Source organism: Leptospira perolatii, assembly GCF_002811875.1.
GTDB lineage: Bacteria > Spirochaetota > Leptospiria > Leptospirales > Leptospiraceae > Leptospira_B > Leptospira_B perolatii.
On the sequence record NZ_NPDZ01000006.1, the window covers coordinates 176,624 to 192,449 of the forward strand.

Annotated in this window: 15 protein-coding genes; 7 read left to right on the plus strand and 8 right to left on the minus strand. The window is 42.0% G+C overall.

Annotated features, from left to right (window positions below; genetic code table 11):
• Positions 1-4: 4 nt before the first annotated feature.
• The gene (locus tag CH373_RS11345) at positions 5-1,012 is read right to left on the minus strand and encodes a putative peptidyl-prolyl cis-trans isomerase (RefSeq protein WP_243393370.1); all 1,008 of its coding nucleotides are present in this window, start codon (positions 1,010-1,012) and stop codon (positions 5-7) included.
• A gap of 78 nt (positions 1,013-1,090) precedes the next feature.
• A complete protein-coding gene (locus tag CH373_RS11350) occupies positions 1,091-2,314 on the minus strand; it encodes an aspartate kinase (protein WP_100714458.1) in 1,224 nt (407 codons plus the stop codon).
• Positions 2,315-2,462: 148 nt separating this feature from the next.
• On the opposite strand from CH373_RS11350, the gene CH373_RS11355 reads away from it, so the two are divergent.
• The 4 genes from CH373_RS11355 (at position 2,463) to CH373_RS11370 (ending at position 6,716) form a co-directional block, all read left to right on the plus strand.
• The gene (locus CH373_RS11355) at positions 2,463-4,280 is read left to right on the plus strand and encodes a sodium:solute symporter family protein (protein ID WP_100714457.1); all 1,818 of its coding nucleotides are present in this window, start codon (positions 2,463-2,465) and stop codon (positions 4,278-4,280) included.
• Between the two features lie 118 nt (positions 4,281-4,398).
• Entirely contained in the window at positions 4,399-4,896 is a 498-nt protein-coding gene (locus tag CH373_RS11360) for an LIC10604 family protein (protein WP_100714456.1), read from the plus strand.
• A 271-nt stretch (positions 4,897-5,167) separates the two neighbouring features.
• Positions 5,168-5,782 carry a TetR/AcrR family transcriptional regulator gene (locus tag CH373_RS11365; protein WP_100714455.1) on the plus strand — a complete coding sequence of 205 codons (615 nt, stop codon included), beginning with the start codon at positions 5,168-5,170 and terminating at the stop codon, positions 5,780-5,782.
• A gap of 40 nt (positions 5,783-5,822) precedes the next feature.
• Complete coding sequence (locus CH373_RS11370) at positions 5,823-6,716, plus strand: alpha/beta hydrolase (RefSeq protein WP_165778817.1); 894 nt, start codon at positions 5,823-5,825, stop codon at positions 6,714-6,716.
• 21 nt (positions 6,717-6,737) lie between these two features.
• Here CH373_RS11370 and CH373_RS11375 read toward each other — a convergent pair whose 3' ends face one another.
• Complete coding sequence (locus CH373_RS11375) at positions 6,738-7,259, minus strand: PaaI family thioesterase (protein WP_100714453.1); 522 nt, start codon at positions 7,257-7,259, stop codon at positions 6,738-6,740.
• Positions 7,260-7,550: 291 nt separating this feature from the next.
• Here CH373_RS11375 and CH373_RS11380 point away from each other — a divergent pair, with 291 nt between their 5' ends.
• A complete protein-coding gene (locus CH373_RS11380; protein WP_100714452.1) occupies positions 7,551-8,441 on the plus strand; it encodes a bile acid:sodium symporter family protein in 891 nt (296 codons plus the stop codon).
• A 136-nt stretch (positions 8,442-8,577) separates the two neighbouring features.
• Here the strand turns inward: CH373_RS11380 and CH373_RS11385 are convergent, their stop codons facing one another.
• From CH373_RS11385 to CH373_RS11400, 4 genes are all read right to left on the minus strand, one after another.
• Positions 8,578-9,987 (minus strand): pectin acetylesterase-family hydrolase, encoded by a 1,410-nt coding sequence (locus tag CH373_RS11385; protein WP_100714451.1) that lies wholly within the window; start codon positions 9,985-9,987, stop codon positions 8,578-8,580.
• A gap of 35 nt (positions 9,988-10,022) precedes the next feature.
• Positions 10,023-11,426, minus strand: coding sequence for a sensor histidine kinase (locus tag CH373_RS11390; protein WP_100714450.1), 1,404 nt, complete (start codon positions 11,424-11,426; stop codon positions 10,023-10,025).
• Positions 11,423-12,151, minus strand: a complete 729-nt coding sequence (locus CH373_RS11395; RefSeq protein ID WP_100714449.1) for a LytR/AlgR family response regulator transcription factor — start codon at positions 12,149-12,151, stop codon at positions 11,423-11,425. Before CH373_RS11395 ends, CH373_RS11390 begins: the two co-directional genes overlap by 4 nt.
• 307 nt (positions 12,152-12,458) lie before the next feature.
• Complete coding sequence (locus CH373_RS11400; RefSeq protein WP_243393367.1) at positions 12,459-13,139, minus strand: Tll0287-like domain-containing protein; 681 nt, start codon at positions 13,137-13,139, stop codon at positions 12,459-12,461.
• Between the two features lie 177 nt (positions 13,140-13,316).
• Here CH373_RS11400 and CH373_RS11405 point away from each other — a divergent pair, with 177 nt between their 5' ends.
• Both CH373_RS11405 and CH373_RS11410 read left to right on the plus strand, forming a co-directional pair.
• Complete coding sequence (locus CH373_RS11405; protein ID WP_100714448.1) at positions 13,317-14,066, plus strand: YebC/PmpR family DNA-binding transcriptional regulator; 750 nt, start codon at positions 13,317-13,319, stop codon at positions 14,064-14,066.
• Between the two features lie 57 nt (positions 14,067-14,123).
• Positions 14,124-14,606, plus strand: coding sequence for a crossover junction endodeoxyribonuclease RuvC (locus CH373_RS11410; protein ID WP_100714447.1), 483 nt, complete (start codon positions 14,124-14,126; stop codon positions 14,604-14,606).
• A 31-nt stretch (positions 14,607-14,637) separates the two neighbouring features.
• On the opposite strand, the gene CH373_RS11415 is transcribed toward CH373_RS11410, so the two are convergent.
• Positions 14,638-15,582: a DUF4349 domain-containing protein gene (locus CH373_RS11415; protein ID WP_100714446.1), complete on the minus strand. Its 945-nt coding sequence runs from the start codon at positions 15,580-15,582 to the stop codon at positions 14,638-14,640.
• Positions 15,583-15,826: the final 244 nt, after the last annotated feature.

The following is a 15,826-nucleotide window of genomic DNA, read 5'->3' on the forward strand; positions in this document are numbered from 1 at the left end:
TCGATTAGTCGATCTGAAAAGATTCCTGTGCGTCCGGAATCTTATTTTCCTTCTTATAAGCATCGTCAAAGATTTGAATCGGCACAACACCTCTTTGCTCTCTTACCCATTTTTGGAAGTTTTCTTCTTCCCTTTCCCTAGATAATAAGTTCTGGATTCCGGCTCTTACGTTTTCTATCGGAGTGGGCCTTTTTCCTTCTACCTTGAGAATGCAGTATCTTTTTCGTTCGTCCCGATATACCTCCGAAATGGATCCGGCAGGAATCGGTGCTGCTGCAGTGGCCGTCGCCCTGCTGTACTTGTAGAGTTCAAAGGAAGAGATCCATTCTACGATTCCTTTTCTTGCTCTCAAGGTGGCATCATTACGAGCCGATCCCGCTATTAAGGCAAAAGAGTTCGGATCTGCGCTTAAGGTCTTTCGCAATTCGGTCACTTCTTTATGTACGCGGCTTTCTTCTGAAATTGAATCATCGTTTGGAGTGATTGCTATCACTCTGTATCGAATTTCGAATCCGACCTTATCCTTATTTATATTGTACCAAGAACGAATTTCCTTTTCAGAGGGCGGAGGAATCGCGATCTTATATTGCAAGAGTTGACCCTTTTTGATCTGATAAGGAAGTTCGGTGATCCACAAATCGAAAGGCATGCCGGAATTATTCTCCATTGTCTTTTCGAATTGCTTTCTGTTGGTAACTCCGAGGAGCTCCATCCTTTTCTCGATTTCACCTTCTACTCTTTTTTCGTTTACCTGAATTGATTCTTCTTCTGCGATTGCATCGACAATAGCTCGATCAATTAGGAAGTCGATGATTCTTGTACGAATCGATTTGCGAGGATCTTCTCCCTTTAAAAATCTTTGCAGTTTATGATACTTGTCTTGGGCGTCTTCATAGTCCTGTTCCGAAATGGACTGATTACCAACGGTCGCAAGAATTCTGTTGAGTGAATCCGCGCTTTGGATCGAGGTGGAAAGCGAAATGCCTAATGCGAAAATGCAAATGCCTTTCACTGATAGTGGCAAAAGTTTATCGGAGATGGACCGAACGGATGCGAGCACGGTAAGAGCTTTTAATCTCTTACTAGGCCTTCAACTGTTTTTCGAAAGCTGGAAAGCCTCGTGGATCCGATTCACGGCGGTTTCTGCGTGCTCCCTTGGAATCACACAAGAAATCTTAATTTCCGAAGTGGATATCATTTCTATATTTATACCGGATTCTGCGAGTGACTGAAACATTTTTGCGGCCACCCCGACGTGAGATTTCATCCCGACTCCCACTGCGGATACGATGGAAATGCTTTCGTTGATTTCGGGTTTTTCCGCGCTTTCTGATTTAGCAAAAGATTCCAAAATCGGGATCGCTGCACCAAGATCTTTCTTTGCAATTGTAAAGGATATGGTATTTCTTCCGTTGTATGGTGAAGATTGAACGATTACATCCACCATAATGTCTCTTGAACTCAATTCTCCAAATAGATGAGCCGCCAAACCAGGTTTATCTGGAACATTCGCGATTGTGATTCGAGCCTGATCATTCTTAGCAGTTACACCGCTTACTTTTAATTTTTCCATAATCTTATCCTCGCTCACGACCAGGGTTCCTGGATTGTCGTTAAAACTGGAGCGAACATGGATGACCACGTCATAGTTCATTCCAAGTTCTACGCTTCTTGAATGTAGAACTCCGGCGCCTAGGCTAGCAAGTTCCAGCATTTCTTCATAAGTAATTTGTGTATGTTTCTGAGCTTGTTTTACGACTCTTGGATCCGCTGTATAAACACCGTCGACGTCGGTATAGATTTCGCATTCCTTCGCACCCAAGACCGCGGCTAGCGCTACAGCAGAAGTGTCTGAGCCACCTCTACCTAAAGTAGTGATATTTCCTTCCTTATCGATTCCCTGAAAGCCTGCGACAATCACAACTTTTCCTTGGTCCAAGGCTCCATCGATTTTAGAGCGGTCTACGGTTTCAATTTTCGCGTTCGAAAAATTGCCGTCTGTAATCATCTTTACTTGGGAGCCTGTGAATGATTGCGCAGGAGTTCCGATTTCCCATAAAGCCATTGCGAGTAAGGATACCGATACTTGTTCTCCAGTAGAAAGGAGCATATCCATTTCTCTTTTGGGAGGATTCTTTGTTATTTGTTCGGCGAGCTCGATCAGTTCATCTGTGGAATGACCCATTGCAGAAACCACGACCACAACACGGTCTCCTTGGTCGTGATAGCGTTTGATTCGCTTTGCAACATTCATGATTCGTTCGGGAGTTCCAACAGAGGTGCCTCCAAACTTTTGAACGATGATATTTGCCATAGTCTCGGTGCCAGTTTTTCGCGGCGAGGGAGAGGATCAAGAGAAATCGATTTTTAGAAACCAAAGAATCCTTGTTTTCCAGAACTTATATTTGATCTATTGAAAATCACCTGTAACTCTCCTCAGTGCTGGAGAAAAGGGGGCGGCCATTTTCTCGACTCTCGATTGGATACTCATCATAATCTATTTAGTATTTGCATTTGCGACCGGTGTTGCGCTTTCGTCCAAAGCCGGAAAAAGCCTGAGTTCCTATTTTGTAGCCGACAGAAAGCTGCCTTGGTGGTGGCTCGGAACCTCTATGGTAGCGACCACTTTTGCTGCGGACACTCCTTTAGTGATCACGGGAGTTGTCGCGAACGATGGAGTCAGTGGCAATTGGTTGTGGTGGAGCTGGGCACTCGGATACATGACCATGACCGTATTCTTTGCCTCTCTCTGGAGAAGGGTAGAAGTACTTACGGATGTAGAATTAACCGAGCTACGTTATTCCGGAAATAGTGCAGTCATACTGCGTGCGGCTAAGGCTTTCTTTCTAAGCCTTCTTTTTAATTCGATCATTCTAGGTTGGGTGTTTAAAGCAATGTCCAAGATCACTCAACCATTTTTGGATTGGAAGGTTCTATTAGGGAGTGGTCTGTACGGTGCAGTCGAGACGATTTGGCCTTCTTTTCTAGTATTCGATAATCTGAATAATACCATCACAGTGTTGGTGCTCCTAACAGTAGTAGTCGGCTACAGTAGTTTGGGTGGAATCCAAGGTGTGATTCTTACTGATCTATTCCAGTTCGCTTTAGGGATGGGCGGCGCGATTGTATTCGCGATCTATGCTGTTCTCCATGTAGGTGGATTGGATGGGTTGTTCTCCAAATTAGCAAATATATATCCTGGTAGATCCGAGGAGATCCTATCCTTTTGGCCTTCTTTTGGAGAAGGGGCTCACCAACTTCCTTTAAAAGTATTTTTGGTTTTCATAGGAATCCAATGGTGGATCCAATATTATTCCGATGGCACTGGATACCTAGCTCAAAGATTACATACTGCATCAAATCCAAGACAGGCGGAGTTAGGATCTCTTTGGTTTAACTTCGCAAATTTTGTACTAAGAACCTGGCCCTGGGTTTTTACCGGACTGGTTTGTTTAGTCGTGTTTCCGTTGGCTCAAGCTGATTTATTTTTTCCCGAAGGAAAACTTGTTCAGACGGATCGAGAGATGGCTTATCCAGTCTTGATGAAAGTAATACTTCCTTCTGGCCTTCTCGGTTTGGTGTTTGCAAGTTTAATGGCCGCCTTCATGTCGACTGCGGATACACATATAAACTGGGGCGCTAGTTATCTAGTAAATGATTTGTATCTTCGTTTTTTAAAGCCAAATGCAAACGACAAACAAATGGTTCGGGCTAGTCGAATTGCTGTAATATTAATGGCCATTATATCCGTGTTAGTTGCAACTCAAATGAATTCGATCGAATCCGCTTGGAAATTTTTTCTTGCATTAGCATCCGGAATGGGTCTGCCTCAAATACTTCGATGGATTTGGTGGAGAGCAAACGCTTGGACTGAATTATCTGGAATGGGGACAGCCTTATTGCTTTCTCTCATTCTCTATCCTAGCTTTCCGGAGGTAAGATCTGAATACTTACTTTTTTGGACAGCGATTGGAAGTGTCATAGTCAGTCTTATCGTTACCTACCTTACTTCACCTGTTTCAGATCCTATTTTAGAGTCCTTCGTAAAAAGGGCGAAGCCTTATGGTTTTTGGGGAAAATGGGGAGGTGAGACTTTTAGAAGGGACTTTTATATTCGCGTTCGAATTTGGCTTATCTCCAGTCTCTCTTTATATGCGCTTTTATTCGGAACCGGATATCTCTTTCGGAAAGAATTCTGGCTCGCTGCATTGTATCTAGCGATCGCATCTGTAAGTGCGACCTATTCGATATATCTTTGGAAGGCAAAAGTAGACGATTGAACGTTACGTGATTCGTGAAATATCTAGCGATGAATCATTCAATTTTTTGCGTTACCGCTAAAAATCGTTGTAGCTGAGCAACTTCAATTCATAGTTAGCCTCTTAGATTCCATTTCCTATGTTCTGGTTATTGGTTACATCCATTACTTTTTTAGGCGCAATGCTAGTCATGCTAGTAATCGGAATGGTATTACCGGAGAGTCACGAAGCAGAAGCAGAAAAAGAAGTCGAAGCAAGCATAGAACAAGTTTATGCAGAACTCCGAAACCCGGAAGAGTATCCTCGCTGGAAATCTGGAGTTCGTTCCGTTCTGAAAGAGAGCGACACAGTATGGTTAGAAAAAGATTCTCATGGGAATCATGTTCGCTATATGATTGCGGAAGAATCCAGACCAAATCGCATCGTAATTCGAATCTTAACAGAAGGACTTCCATACCAGGGAGAATGGGAGTATGAACTTCAAAAGCTAGGACCTCGCAAAACACGGATAAGACTGAAAGAAAAGGGAAGGGTGAAGAATCCGATTTTCCGGTTTCTTTCTAAGTTTTTTTTCGGACACTCCGCAACAATTCATCACAATCTGAAAGAACTCGCTGGGCGCTTGGAGCCTAGTTAAAGCAGTTGGAGAGGGGTTTTTTTCAGGGCCCCGCCCTTTTTAGGGTGGGGGCCGGTGGGTGGTACCCGCCTTTGCGCCGAGCGATCACACGCTTCGCATAATTAGTTATAAAAATCAAGTAAATATGGCAGTGAAATCTTTGTAGGAGCTCCTACAGTCTTCCCCGGCTTTTAACTCAGTTCTTATACACTTTTACTGAACTTAATTTGCCGCTTCATTTTTTTTCCTATTGCCTCTTGACAAAAAGCACGATCGTTCGTATTATTTATCTATGAGCAAGGGGGACGATACAAAGACTTTGATTTTAGGCAGGGCACTTCGGGTTGCCTCGACCATCGGATTGGAAGGTCTGACCATCGGCAGTCTCGCAGATGAACTAGGTATGTCCAAAAGCGGACTTTTTGGCAGATTTCAATCCAAGGAATCTTTGCAAATAAATGTGCTTCAGGCGGGCTCCGAACTGTTCCGGAGGCATGTAATTTATCCCGCACTTAAGGTAAAACCGGGGGCGGAAAGAATTGTAGTAATGTTTGAACATTGGATGGATTGGATCGCTTCCGGTCCGTTGCCCGGTGGCTGTATTTTTTTGCCAAGCTTTGCGGAATACGATGATAAACCCGGAATCGTTCGAGAAACTTTGCTAAAAATCCAGGAAGACTGGATCAGAACTCTGAGCAAATTCGTTTCGGAAGCGATAAAAGCCGGAGACTTGCGCGAAGATATACAAGCGGATAATTTTATCCAAGAGTTATACGGAATTATTTTATCTTTTCAGTTATATTACAGATTCCTAAAGGATTCTAAATCGAAAAAGCGTTCCAGTTTAGCCTTTGGCTCTTTGATGGATAGAGCAAGAGAGAAGGGCAAAACCACCCATCATCATTAATTAAGGTACACGAGTACGAAGAATGAAACAGGAGAACAAAATGGCATCAGAAAAAAGCACGAACGATCGTGCTAAAATTTATTCTGCAGAAAGCAAGTTTGAGTTTATGTTGAGAAGACCGGAGCACGCGGGCAGTGTCGCAACCAATCTTTTCTTTACGCCGAAAAGGTCGCTTCCTTCTCGAAAGGAGCAGGAGGTTCTATCAAAAGCAAAAGAAATTTCTTTCGGACAAGGCCCGTTACATCTAAAGGCTTGGTATTGGAAGAATTCGGGGCCTCTGGTCTACTTAGTTCATGGTTGGAATTCCCACAGCGGCAGTCTTACTAGATTTGTAAATCCTCTTCTCGAGAGTGGTTTTTCAGTAGCTTCATATGACATGCCTGGTCATGGGTACTCAGAAGGGAAGTATTGCAATGCGATCCGCTCTGCCGATGCCTTATATAAGCTTTCTGAAATATTAGGAAATCCGTATGGAATAATCACCCACTCTTTCGGTGGTGCGGTCGCTACTATTGCGCAGGAGATGGGGGTAAGGGTAGAAAGGGCCGTTTACATCGCGCCTCCGGCTACTATCGAGGAACTTCGCAGCTTTTTCTGCACTCAGCTGGGGCTGTCTGCTAAGGCTCGAGACGATATGCGTAATAAAATTGAGAAGAGCATCAAAAGAAATATGGATACTCTTGATATAGCCGAAATTGGAAAGTCACTACACTCCAAACTTCTCGTTGTCCACGATCTCGACGATTTGGAGATTCCTTGGGAATTTGGGAATAGAATTGCTATGAATTGGGAAGGAGCCAAGATGATTTCTACACAAGGTCTCGGCCATCTTTTCATTCTTCGAGATTCAGCTGTAATAAAGGAAGCAGTTGATTTTCTGAGCGTTCAAACTGGTGAAGGCATAGGTTCATACTCAGAGCTCTTGGCGAACTGATCGAAATCGGTGCGGAGTATTTTATGTACTCCGCATTTTTCTTTCTAAGTTTGGATTCTTAATTCGAATGTACACTGATTTGAAAACTGTGGCGACTAACTTTCCGGAGACAGTTTTGATATCAATCCTGTAATCTCTTGTACTTTTCTTGTTTAATCTACATTGTTCCTTAATGGTGTTGATTTCTTTTTGATTTATTTTTATTTCTGCAACTACGTCTTCAGAAGCTGCCTTCAGAAATTTTATCTCGGAGGAAGTGTCCCATACCATATAGTCACTGCCCAGGTTTAGAGAAATCGCAAATACATGGATGGGATCCACAAAGGCGAACAGAGCACCACCAAAATGTGTTCCGAAATACCCTCTTGTTTTTGAATTAAAAGGCAGTAAAACCTCGAATTTTCGCCTATCGTTTGAAGTGTTTTTTATTCTAGCACCTAACGCCCAGTAGACGGGCCAATTTTTTTTAACGGAACGATTGAGAGAAAATACATCCCATTTTTTAATAAATTTGAGTAAGGGGATATTTCTAGTTAGAGTCATTGTTGATTCCTTTTTTGCGCGTTAAGTCCGCCATCTCAGTCCACCCTGCAAAAAACTATAGTTTTATGTCAAACAATATGGGATACTTTGGAATCGGAAGTAAATCGGACTCGTTTATGATCCGCGGGTTCCCGAGGTCACATTTCGGCTTAAAGTCTAGCCGGACTAGGTGTAAAAAAAGCTTTTCGAATCTGATGCATACTCTATCCCTGTGTGGCTTTCAGTTTGGCTTTGGAACCAAAGCCAGTGCTTGTTTTAATAGAACATTTGAAATGTTTTGGAGAGTTATTAATGCAATTTGGCGTAGTTGAAAAGACGCTTCTTCCCGCGTTGCTCGCGATTGTTATGCTCGGTATGGGATTAAGCCTAGCCGTTTCCGATTTTAAACGGATAGTGGTTACGCCGGTGCAAGTTCTGGTCGGTAGCATAGGGCACTTTGTCATTATGCCAATTGCGGCTTATATAGTAATACTGATTCTGGGTCTAGATTATGAATTGGCTTTAGGCGTTATTATCGTCGGATCCTGCCCGAGTGGAACTACTTCCAATTTGATAAACTATTGGGCAAAAGGTGACGTTGCGCTTGCTGTTGTAATTACCTCACTCTCCACTTTGCTTTGTCCACTGCTTACTCCTATGATTGTTACTTCTTTTGGTTCTTTGCTGGACGCTTCGACAGGAGGTTCTGGCAAGCCTCTTGAAGTTTCCTTTTTAGAAATGCTTAAACTAGTGGTCGCAGTTATAGCTGTGCCTATCGGAATTGGTATGACTGTAAACCACCGGTATCCCGATATCGCCCGCGCGATAGAAAAACCTTATAAAATATTTTCAGTATCTTTCCTAGTTTTCGTAGTAGGATTCATCATTTTCAAAAACAGATCAGAATTTCTCAATATGCTTTTGTTAGTCGGCGGTGCGGTGATTCTTCACAACATTCTTGGTTTTGTGCTGGGTTACTTTATTCCAAAGTTGATGCGCATTCCAGAACGTCAAAGCAGGACTATTTCCATTGAAGTCGCGATCCAAAATACAACTCTTGGAATGACATTAGCAGTCGATTTCTTTGGAGACAGAGTTGCATTACCGGCTGCAGTATTCAGTCTCTGGATGTATTTCGCTGGAACGGTGATGGCTGTTATTTGGTCTAGGTATCTTCCTTTACCGAATGAAGAATCCGCCTGAAATCCCAAACTGATAATTCGAATTAGATAATATTAAGACTCGAGAGATGCGGGTCAGTTTTAGAAATGATCAAAAGGTAATTCGCAAAGATATAATATTCTAAAAAGGGGCGGCTGCAAACCGCCCCTTTGCCCAATTATTTTAAGAGCAGGTTTACCAAGGCAAACCAGAAATCTGTTACGTTTGCATCATCAGGATTAATTCCTTCGAAATAGCTACTGAATGTAGAATTTCCAAGGAGCATATCGTTGATAAAGTTTCCGAGAGTGATTCCGGTATGTCCGATCTCTGTTCCAGTGAATTCGACGATCGACGTACAGTGGCTTTCATTGATACTTCTGTAGTATGGAATGAAGTACTGTAAGTTTGGATACTTATCATACTGAGCTTTTAACTTTTCTATATCTTGCGCCCACAATGTAGAAATTATATATTCTTTGTCTGCGGGATTATTTTCATCCAATCCAAAGAATCGAGCATAAGAATAGATTGAATAGTTAGCATCTCTTCTGAATAGAGTGATTGCCAACTTATCATTAGGATATTTGCTAGCTAAAGCTTCATTGATCTTTCCAAAATCCGCGTGTAAGTCAAAGCTAGGAACATCGGGCTGTGCCTTATTTACCAAATAATCAGTGTTCCAAGCTTCTTTGATTTTTTGGTGTAAAGGCCAATGATTTCCTGAACCAGGCGCAGGGAAAATCGGACCCGAGTCGTTTAACAAATAGCTTTTTGTTGGATTTAAGGCTTTTCTGATGAAGTGGTAATTCACCAATGACCCTGTTCCCCCAGCACTACATCCGGATACTAGCATCTCTTTAGGATTGTTAAAGTTTGCTTTTAGCCAATCGATCACTAACTCCATGTTTTTAGCACCTACGTGGCGGTAGGTGATCGGAGGATTTTGACCAGTTGGGTCATTGTAAACACTAACTTTGTTTCCGGCGTAAACGTCACCTGTGCAATAAGGAACAAATACCTTATTCCAGTTAGATGTGCGGACATTCCAGCCAGAAGGATTGTTGCGAAGTATGATCGGCGAGATTAGCGCGTTCGGACTTCCACCAGGTTTATTCGGATCGATAAAATCTCCGAAGTTCATATGGTTGTCTGGGACACCATTCGGGTTCGCAGCACCACGAATGCCGGTTTTTCCCGTGCAACTATCGTAATCCCAGCAAGCTCCACCTGGCTCTAGATAAACCAGTAGTCGACTAGAATAGCCTGCTAACCACTCGAAGAACCCGTCCGCACGATCCACGAAAATCTTGTAGGGAGTTCCGTTGCCACAAACCGCACCTGGAATGTAAATCACGTCGTACGATCCGTAGACCACTGACGTAATATCATCCAGAACGTTCTGGTTTTTGGCAGTTTTCAAATCAGCATTAGTTGGGATCTCTTTTTCTGCTCCAGGAGAAGTCACTATCCCCTGTAGTAGAGCCAAATCCTTCTCATTTCCTTCGTTTTCTTGCGCACAGTTCGCACCTCCTATTCCTAGGGCTGCAATTGCGAGCAAGATTACGGTTCTCTTCACTTGATTCATTTTATTTCCTCCGTAATCATCACTTAACTTTTCGCTTAATATTGCTCGAATTCTAGGCTGACATTTGCCCCTCCTAGGCGAGTTGAATTGCCCAACTGAATTTTTACGCACATTCTATCTAAAAGCTTTTTCGCTAAGGATAAGCCTACACCAGTGGATGATTCGATTCCGGTCGGTTTTGCAGAGAGTACGGAGAACTCTCTAAATATACCTTCTTGGTCTTCTGGTCGAAAACCCGGACCGGAATCTTCTATATTTATTTTAAGTATTTTTCCTTTATGATTTTCTAATATTTCCCCATGGAGCAAAATCGTCGATCCATGGGGGGAGAATTTTACGGCGTTCGTAAGTAAATTATCGAAAACGCGGTATAAGATTTGCGGGTGAGTGGAAAAGCTGAATTGCGAACGGGGCAGCTCATCTACGATTTCTATATTTTTTGTTTGAATGGAGAAGCCTAAATTTGCGGTGACTGTCCGAAGTAACTCGACCGGTTGAATTTGCTGAAGCTGTCTTTTTCTTGGAACAGTTTCTTCCGAGGTTGACAGATAGAGCACTTCTTCAATGGAATCTAATATTCTTCGAGCTGTTTGCTCGATATGATCCAATACTTCTGGCGGCTCGCTTTTGTTATTGGTTGAAGATTTTTCATCTGCCCCGGGCGGCTCCTTCGTATATAGACCGACAAGACTTAAGATTCCAGTAACCGGACTTTTTAGATCGTGTATAGCAATCCGAAGTATTTCTGATTTTTTTACGGACTCTAAAACCAGTCTTCGATTTAGTTCGCGAATCGATTGCTGCTTGTGGAAGGAACTTACTTTAGTCAGAAAACTTATCTGATCGAAAAGTAGAGTCACCACAAAAATAAAAGTGATATTTTGAAGCAAGAACCATGGTTTTGGATCTAGGGAATGCAGAAAGTATATAAAAAAACCGTAATTAAGTATATAGATGAAAGTTTTAGTTTTGTCAGGATACCTAAATAAAACCGCAACGCCTAACTGTGTAAATGCAAAGATAGAGACATCCGAACCGAATTTTAAAAGCAGAACATTGATTGTGGTCGCACAAAAAGTAAGGAAAATCGTAGCAGAAGTTACCAGTACTTTTCTTCGATTCAAATCGCTCGGCCTAATGGAAGGAAAGTTTAACAGAAATGTAAATAGAATACAGCCCGCAATGAAGCACGCGTCGAACAGTATGATTGCAGAATTATCATGATGACTGTAGTAACTAAGTATATCGATGATAGTAAATGGTACCATCGCAATAGCAAGAAACGGAAAAATAAATATTAGAATTTCATTAACTTCGTAATATGCCGAAAGAATAAATTCGGCATTCCCTCTAAGTTCCTTTTTTAACTGGAGGTGTCTGTTTAGAAGTTTTACAAACTTACGAACTCTGTTGCGCAGAGTAGGTAGAAAAGAATTCATGGAGGACCCAAAACTTTTCCATCCTGGTTTTTAAATATTGATAATAGTTTTGATGCTTGAGAACGACTAACAGGGACACTATGATCACCGGGAAGTAAGAGTTTATAGGAGGAAGGTCCTTTAAACAGTATCTTCTTTACTTCGTTGAGTCTAACAAGATAACTTCTGTGTGGTCTATAAAATCCGTGGCTTTCTAGTTCTCTGTGTAATTGATCGAGAGTTTTCCGAATTCTTTCTACCTTGCCGTCTTTCGTAAAAAGCTGCGCATAGTTTCGTTCGGAACGCGCATACAATATTTTATCTGGTTCAATCAAATCTATTCCCTCATCTTTTTTTAATGGAATTGCCCTGGGAACAAACGCCGCTTGAGGAACTGATAAAAATTTGTCGATCGCTGTTTGAAATCTATCTCTAGTAATCGGTTTTGGTAAGAAGTCGAGCGCAGAATAATCAAAGGCCCTGACCGCATTATCTCTTTCTGAAGAAACGACTACCGTTTGGAAGGAATTTCGAACCGAACTCTCTAGAAGCCTGAATCCAGTCTTTCCTTGCAAGTTAATATCAAGAAAAACTAAATCTACAGGATTTTCCTCTAAATAGCATTCGGCCGCTAAAAGAGTTCCTAAACTTTTAATAGATTGAATTTTACCTCCTAGCGATTCCTTGGACAAAATTTCCAAACAGTGCGCTGTTAGTGGGTCGTCCTCAACAATTAAGATTCGCATATAGCGGAGACAATATTCAATACTTACGGAATAGTCAATCCTTCAGGGACAAAATGCATGTAAATCGGGACGAACGATTGTTTTATATAAATCAGGCGTTATTAAAAATGTTTTGCTTCAAATTAATCGATTTTTTTGTTAGCTAACACTCAAAACTTACCGTTAGTCCCAGATTCTTTGACCTGTATATAGGTGTACTTTATAATTTTGGCGAAAGATTAGTAGTTAGGCACTGCAATCAAATTAAACATTCATCTCATCATTTCACCACCCCCCGGGAGAAATCCCGGGGTTATTGTTTTCCACGTTAGAATCTCTTCCAAGTAGCGGAAAACGCGCCTCTCAACTCCCCGACAGAATAACCAAAGGCCTTGTCATTCGGGTAATTCTTCTCGAGCTCTCGACGGACGTTAGCGTCCATCTTGTCCTTGGGACCGTGGCATTTAAGACAAGTTTCACTCGCAATTATGATAGGCTTCATCGCTCGCATCTCAGAAGAATTTGATTCAAAGACAGTAAAAGGTGGTTTACCAGTCCGAATCCAAGATTTCCATTCCTCCAAAGTTTTCGCCTCCCACTCGTTCGGTGCATGAGAAGGATTTCTGTTTTTGTCGGATATCCTACGGATGCTCAAGCCTGGATACTTTGCAGATAGCTCCTTCTCTTTTTTGGGAGAAAGAGTTTTGCATATGTTTATGGAGGCAGCTGGTCCGTTTTTGCGGATCGAGTCTTGCAATTCGGATAACAATTCAGACTGCAGCTGATCGAAAAGATCTAGGATGATTTCCTTTTTTTCCTGCCTGGATTCATCGTCACAAACCGCGAAGAATTGCACGAGCAGAATGATGGTGATTCCCCTTAAGATTATCTTTTGAAAAAAAGAAAGTTTATATGAACCAGTCGATGCCTCTGATGGTTCTTTGGAATCTGAGTCGATAGAAGATTCTTTCACAATAATTACAAAACCATACGAATCCAATTTTTGCAAGAGTTTCCATTCTAATAAAAATTCCTGCTTAAATTGGGGTTTTGCGCTAAACTATAAAAGGATAGACATCCTCACAAAATGCGGTTTTTTTGAAAAAACGGGATCGTTCCCGTTTATCGATCTCTAAATTCCAAAAATAAGAATAACTGCCAGATTTGATGAGAGGGGAAGCATTCTATGTCCGGACATAGTAAGTGGGCTACAATAAAAAGAAAAAAAGACGCTATAGATTCTAAGCGGGGGGCAATTTTCACGAAGGTGGTTAAGGAAATTACCGTCGCGGCTAGAATGGGCGGAGGAGATCTGGAAGGAAACCCTAGACTTCGATTTGCAGTACTAAAAGCCAAGTCTGTCAACATGCCTAAGGATAATATAGAGAGGGCAATTAAGAAGGGGACAGGAGAACTGGAAGGAGTTATCTATGAAGAGTGCCTGTATGAGTGCTTTGCACCTGGCGGCATCGCGATCATGGTCGACGCTCTCACCGATAAGAAATCCAGAACAACTCCAGAAATTAAGAGCATATTAACGAAGTTAGGCGGTTCTTTGGCAACCACCGGAAGTGTAAGTCGCCTTTTTGAAAGAAAAGGTGTCATCGTAATTCCAGCAGATCAAATTTCTGAAGAGGAGCTGATAGACATCGCTGTAAGTGCCGGAGCAGAAGATGTACTGAATGAAGGCGACGTGTTTAGAGTGACGACTGCCACCGAAGATTATGAAGCAGTTCAAACCGCGCTGAATGATAAAGGAATAAAGGCCGACGAATCAGAAGTTCGGTATGTGGCTTTGGTGACCACTGAAGTCGGTGATAAAGACACAGCCGATAAAGTAATGAAGCTGATCGATAACTTGGAAGGACACGAAGACGTACAAAGTGTCAATTCTAACTTCGAGCTTTCCGAAACTTTAGAAAAAGAATACGGCTGATTTTCACTGGTCAGAGAATTTCGATCTTGAGGAGTTCCTGCGGTTTTAGGTAAATAAATGAGGGTAATTGGAATAGACCCTGGATCTCATCGGATCGGATACGCTGTATTAGAAAAAAAGAATTCTATAATCAGTGTGCTTACGTACGGAACTATAGAGGTTCCTCCGAAGACCAAAAGTCCAATCAACCTAATCCAGATTAGGCGACAGCTGGATGCAATACTCGATGAATTTTGTCCAAAAATTGCCTCGGTTGAAGAGCTTTTCTTTGCGAAGAATCGAACTACTGCCGCAAGAGTTTATGAGTCTAGAGGCGTAATACTGCTTACTTTAGGTGAACACTCTGTTCCAATTTTGGAACCTACTGCCTCGCAAATCAAAAAGGGCACAACCGGAAGTGGAGCTGCAGATAAGAAAGATGTAAAATCGGCTCTAAAATTGTTATTAGGCTTAGAAGAGCTTACCGGACACGACGATTCATGGGATGCGATTGCATCGGCATATGTGGGATTAGCGATGCAATCGTCTTTGCGTGTTTAAGTTATCTCAGTGCCCGATAAATAAATTGGCGTTATGCTTTACGTCTCCATCTTAAGAAAAGGTAGGCTGCGACCCCGCCAATTGCAGCGAATGGAAGTAAGTAAATAGAAATATAAACTAAGTACAGTGCACCATTGAACAGATCGGTGAATGCATCTCCAAACTTTGGAACATGCACTGTTGCTGGCAATGCTGGTCCAGTTAAATAGACCGTTACTTTTGCCCATTTAATTCTATCTAGTATTTTCCATTTTTCGAAAGCTGCTTGATCGGAACTGTCCTCGCTTTCTCCTAACATAGATTCTAATTCAGCAACGCTCCTTGACGAAGAATGAGAAACTAAGCGCTCTCTCCTAGCAATTCGGATCGCTTCCCTCTTAATTTGGATTTCCTGTTGGGCAAAATCTTCGGTATGATCGATTGCCTGGACGGATTCAGAAAGTAAAATCCCAATTCTATCAAGTTCTTTTAATGTATCATAAAGCTCAGATGATCGAACATAAAGTTCAGCATTCATGTAGGGCCGGGCATCCGCATAACTGCCAGAAGACGACTTTATAAATCCTCGCTTTGCCGTAATGTCCAGTAAGGCGGCTCGGGAAATCGAAAAGTTTTTTGTTTCCAAGGAAAGAGATAAAGTATACTCGAGTAATCTTGCATTCTTGAGAGCACTAAACTGAGGATGGAAAAATGGTTTCTCCGATGAGCTTCCTTCTTTAAAAGCGTCCGTCACAAAGTTACCATCCTCTGCGTCAGCAGTTTTTCCTCCGGACTTTGCATTCATTTCGTCGGAGATTTGCTTCTTAGATCTTTCCTTTTCTTCCATTGGAGCAGCGGCACTTGCCTTATCCTGATCAAGCTCGGAAGCAAAGCCTTGAATTTGCTTGTCTGCGTTGTCTTTTGATTCATCTTTTTTGGAGCAGGAGTTAAATCCTACGAGGGCCACCAAAACTAGTATTGAAATGATCCGAAACATACTTTCTCCTGTCGGCCCTGAACTTCTTTTCTGAAAAATTCAACGCACAACTCTGTTAGAACTAGGTGCAGGAAATTTCTTTCCATCGCATTTTTTAATCCACATTTTTTGAATGCAATTTTTTCATTTAAACAACTCTTTTAAGTGTCTGCTTTTTACTAGAGTTTGGATAACTTCTGGCCTTTCTTGTAGGAGCTCCTACAGGAATCACGGGACTAATTCGGCTTGTGCAAAAATCAGTTCT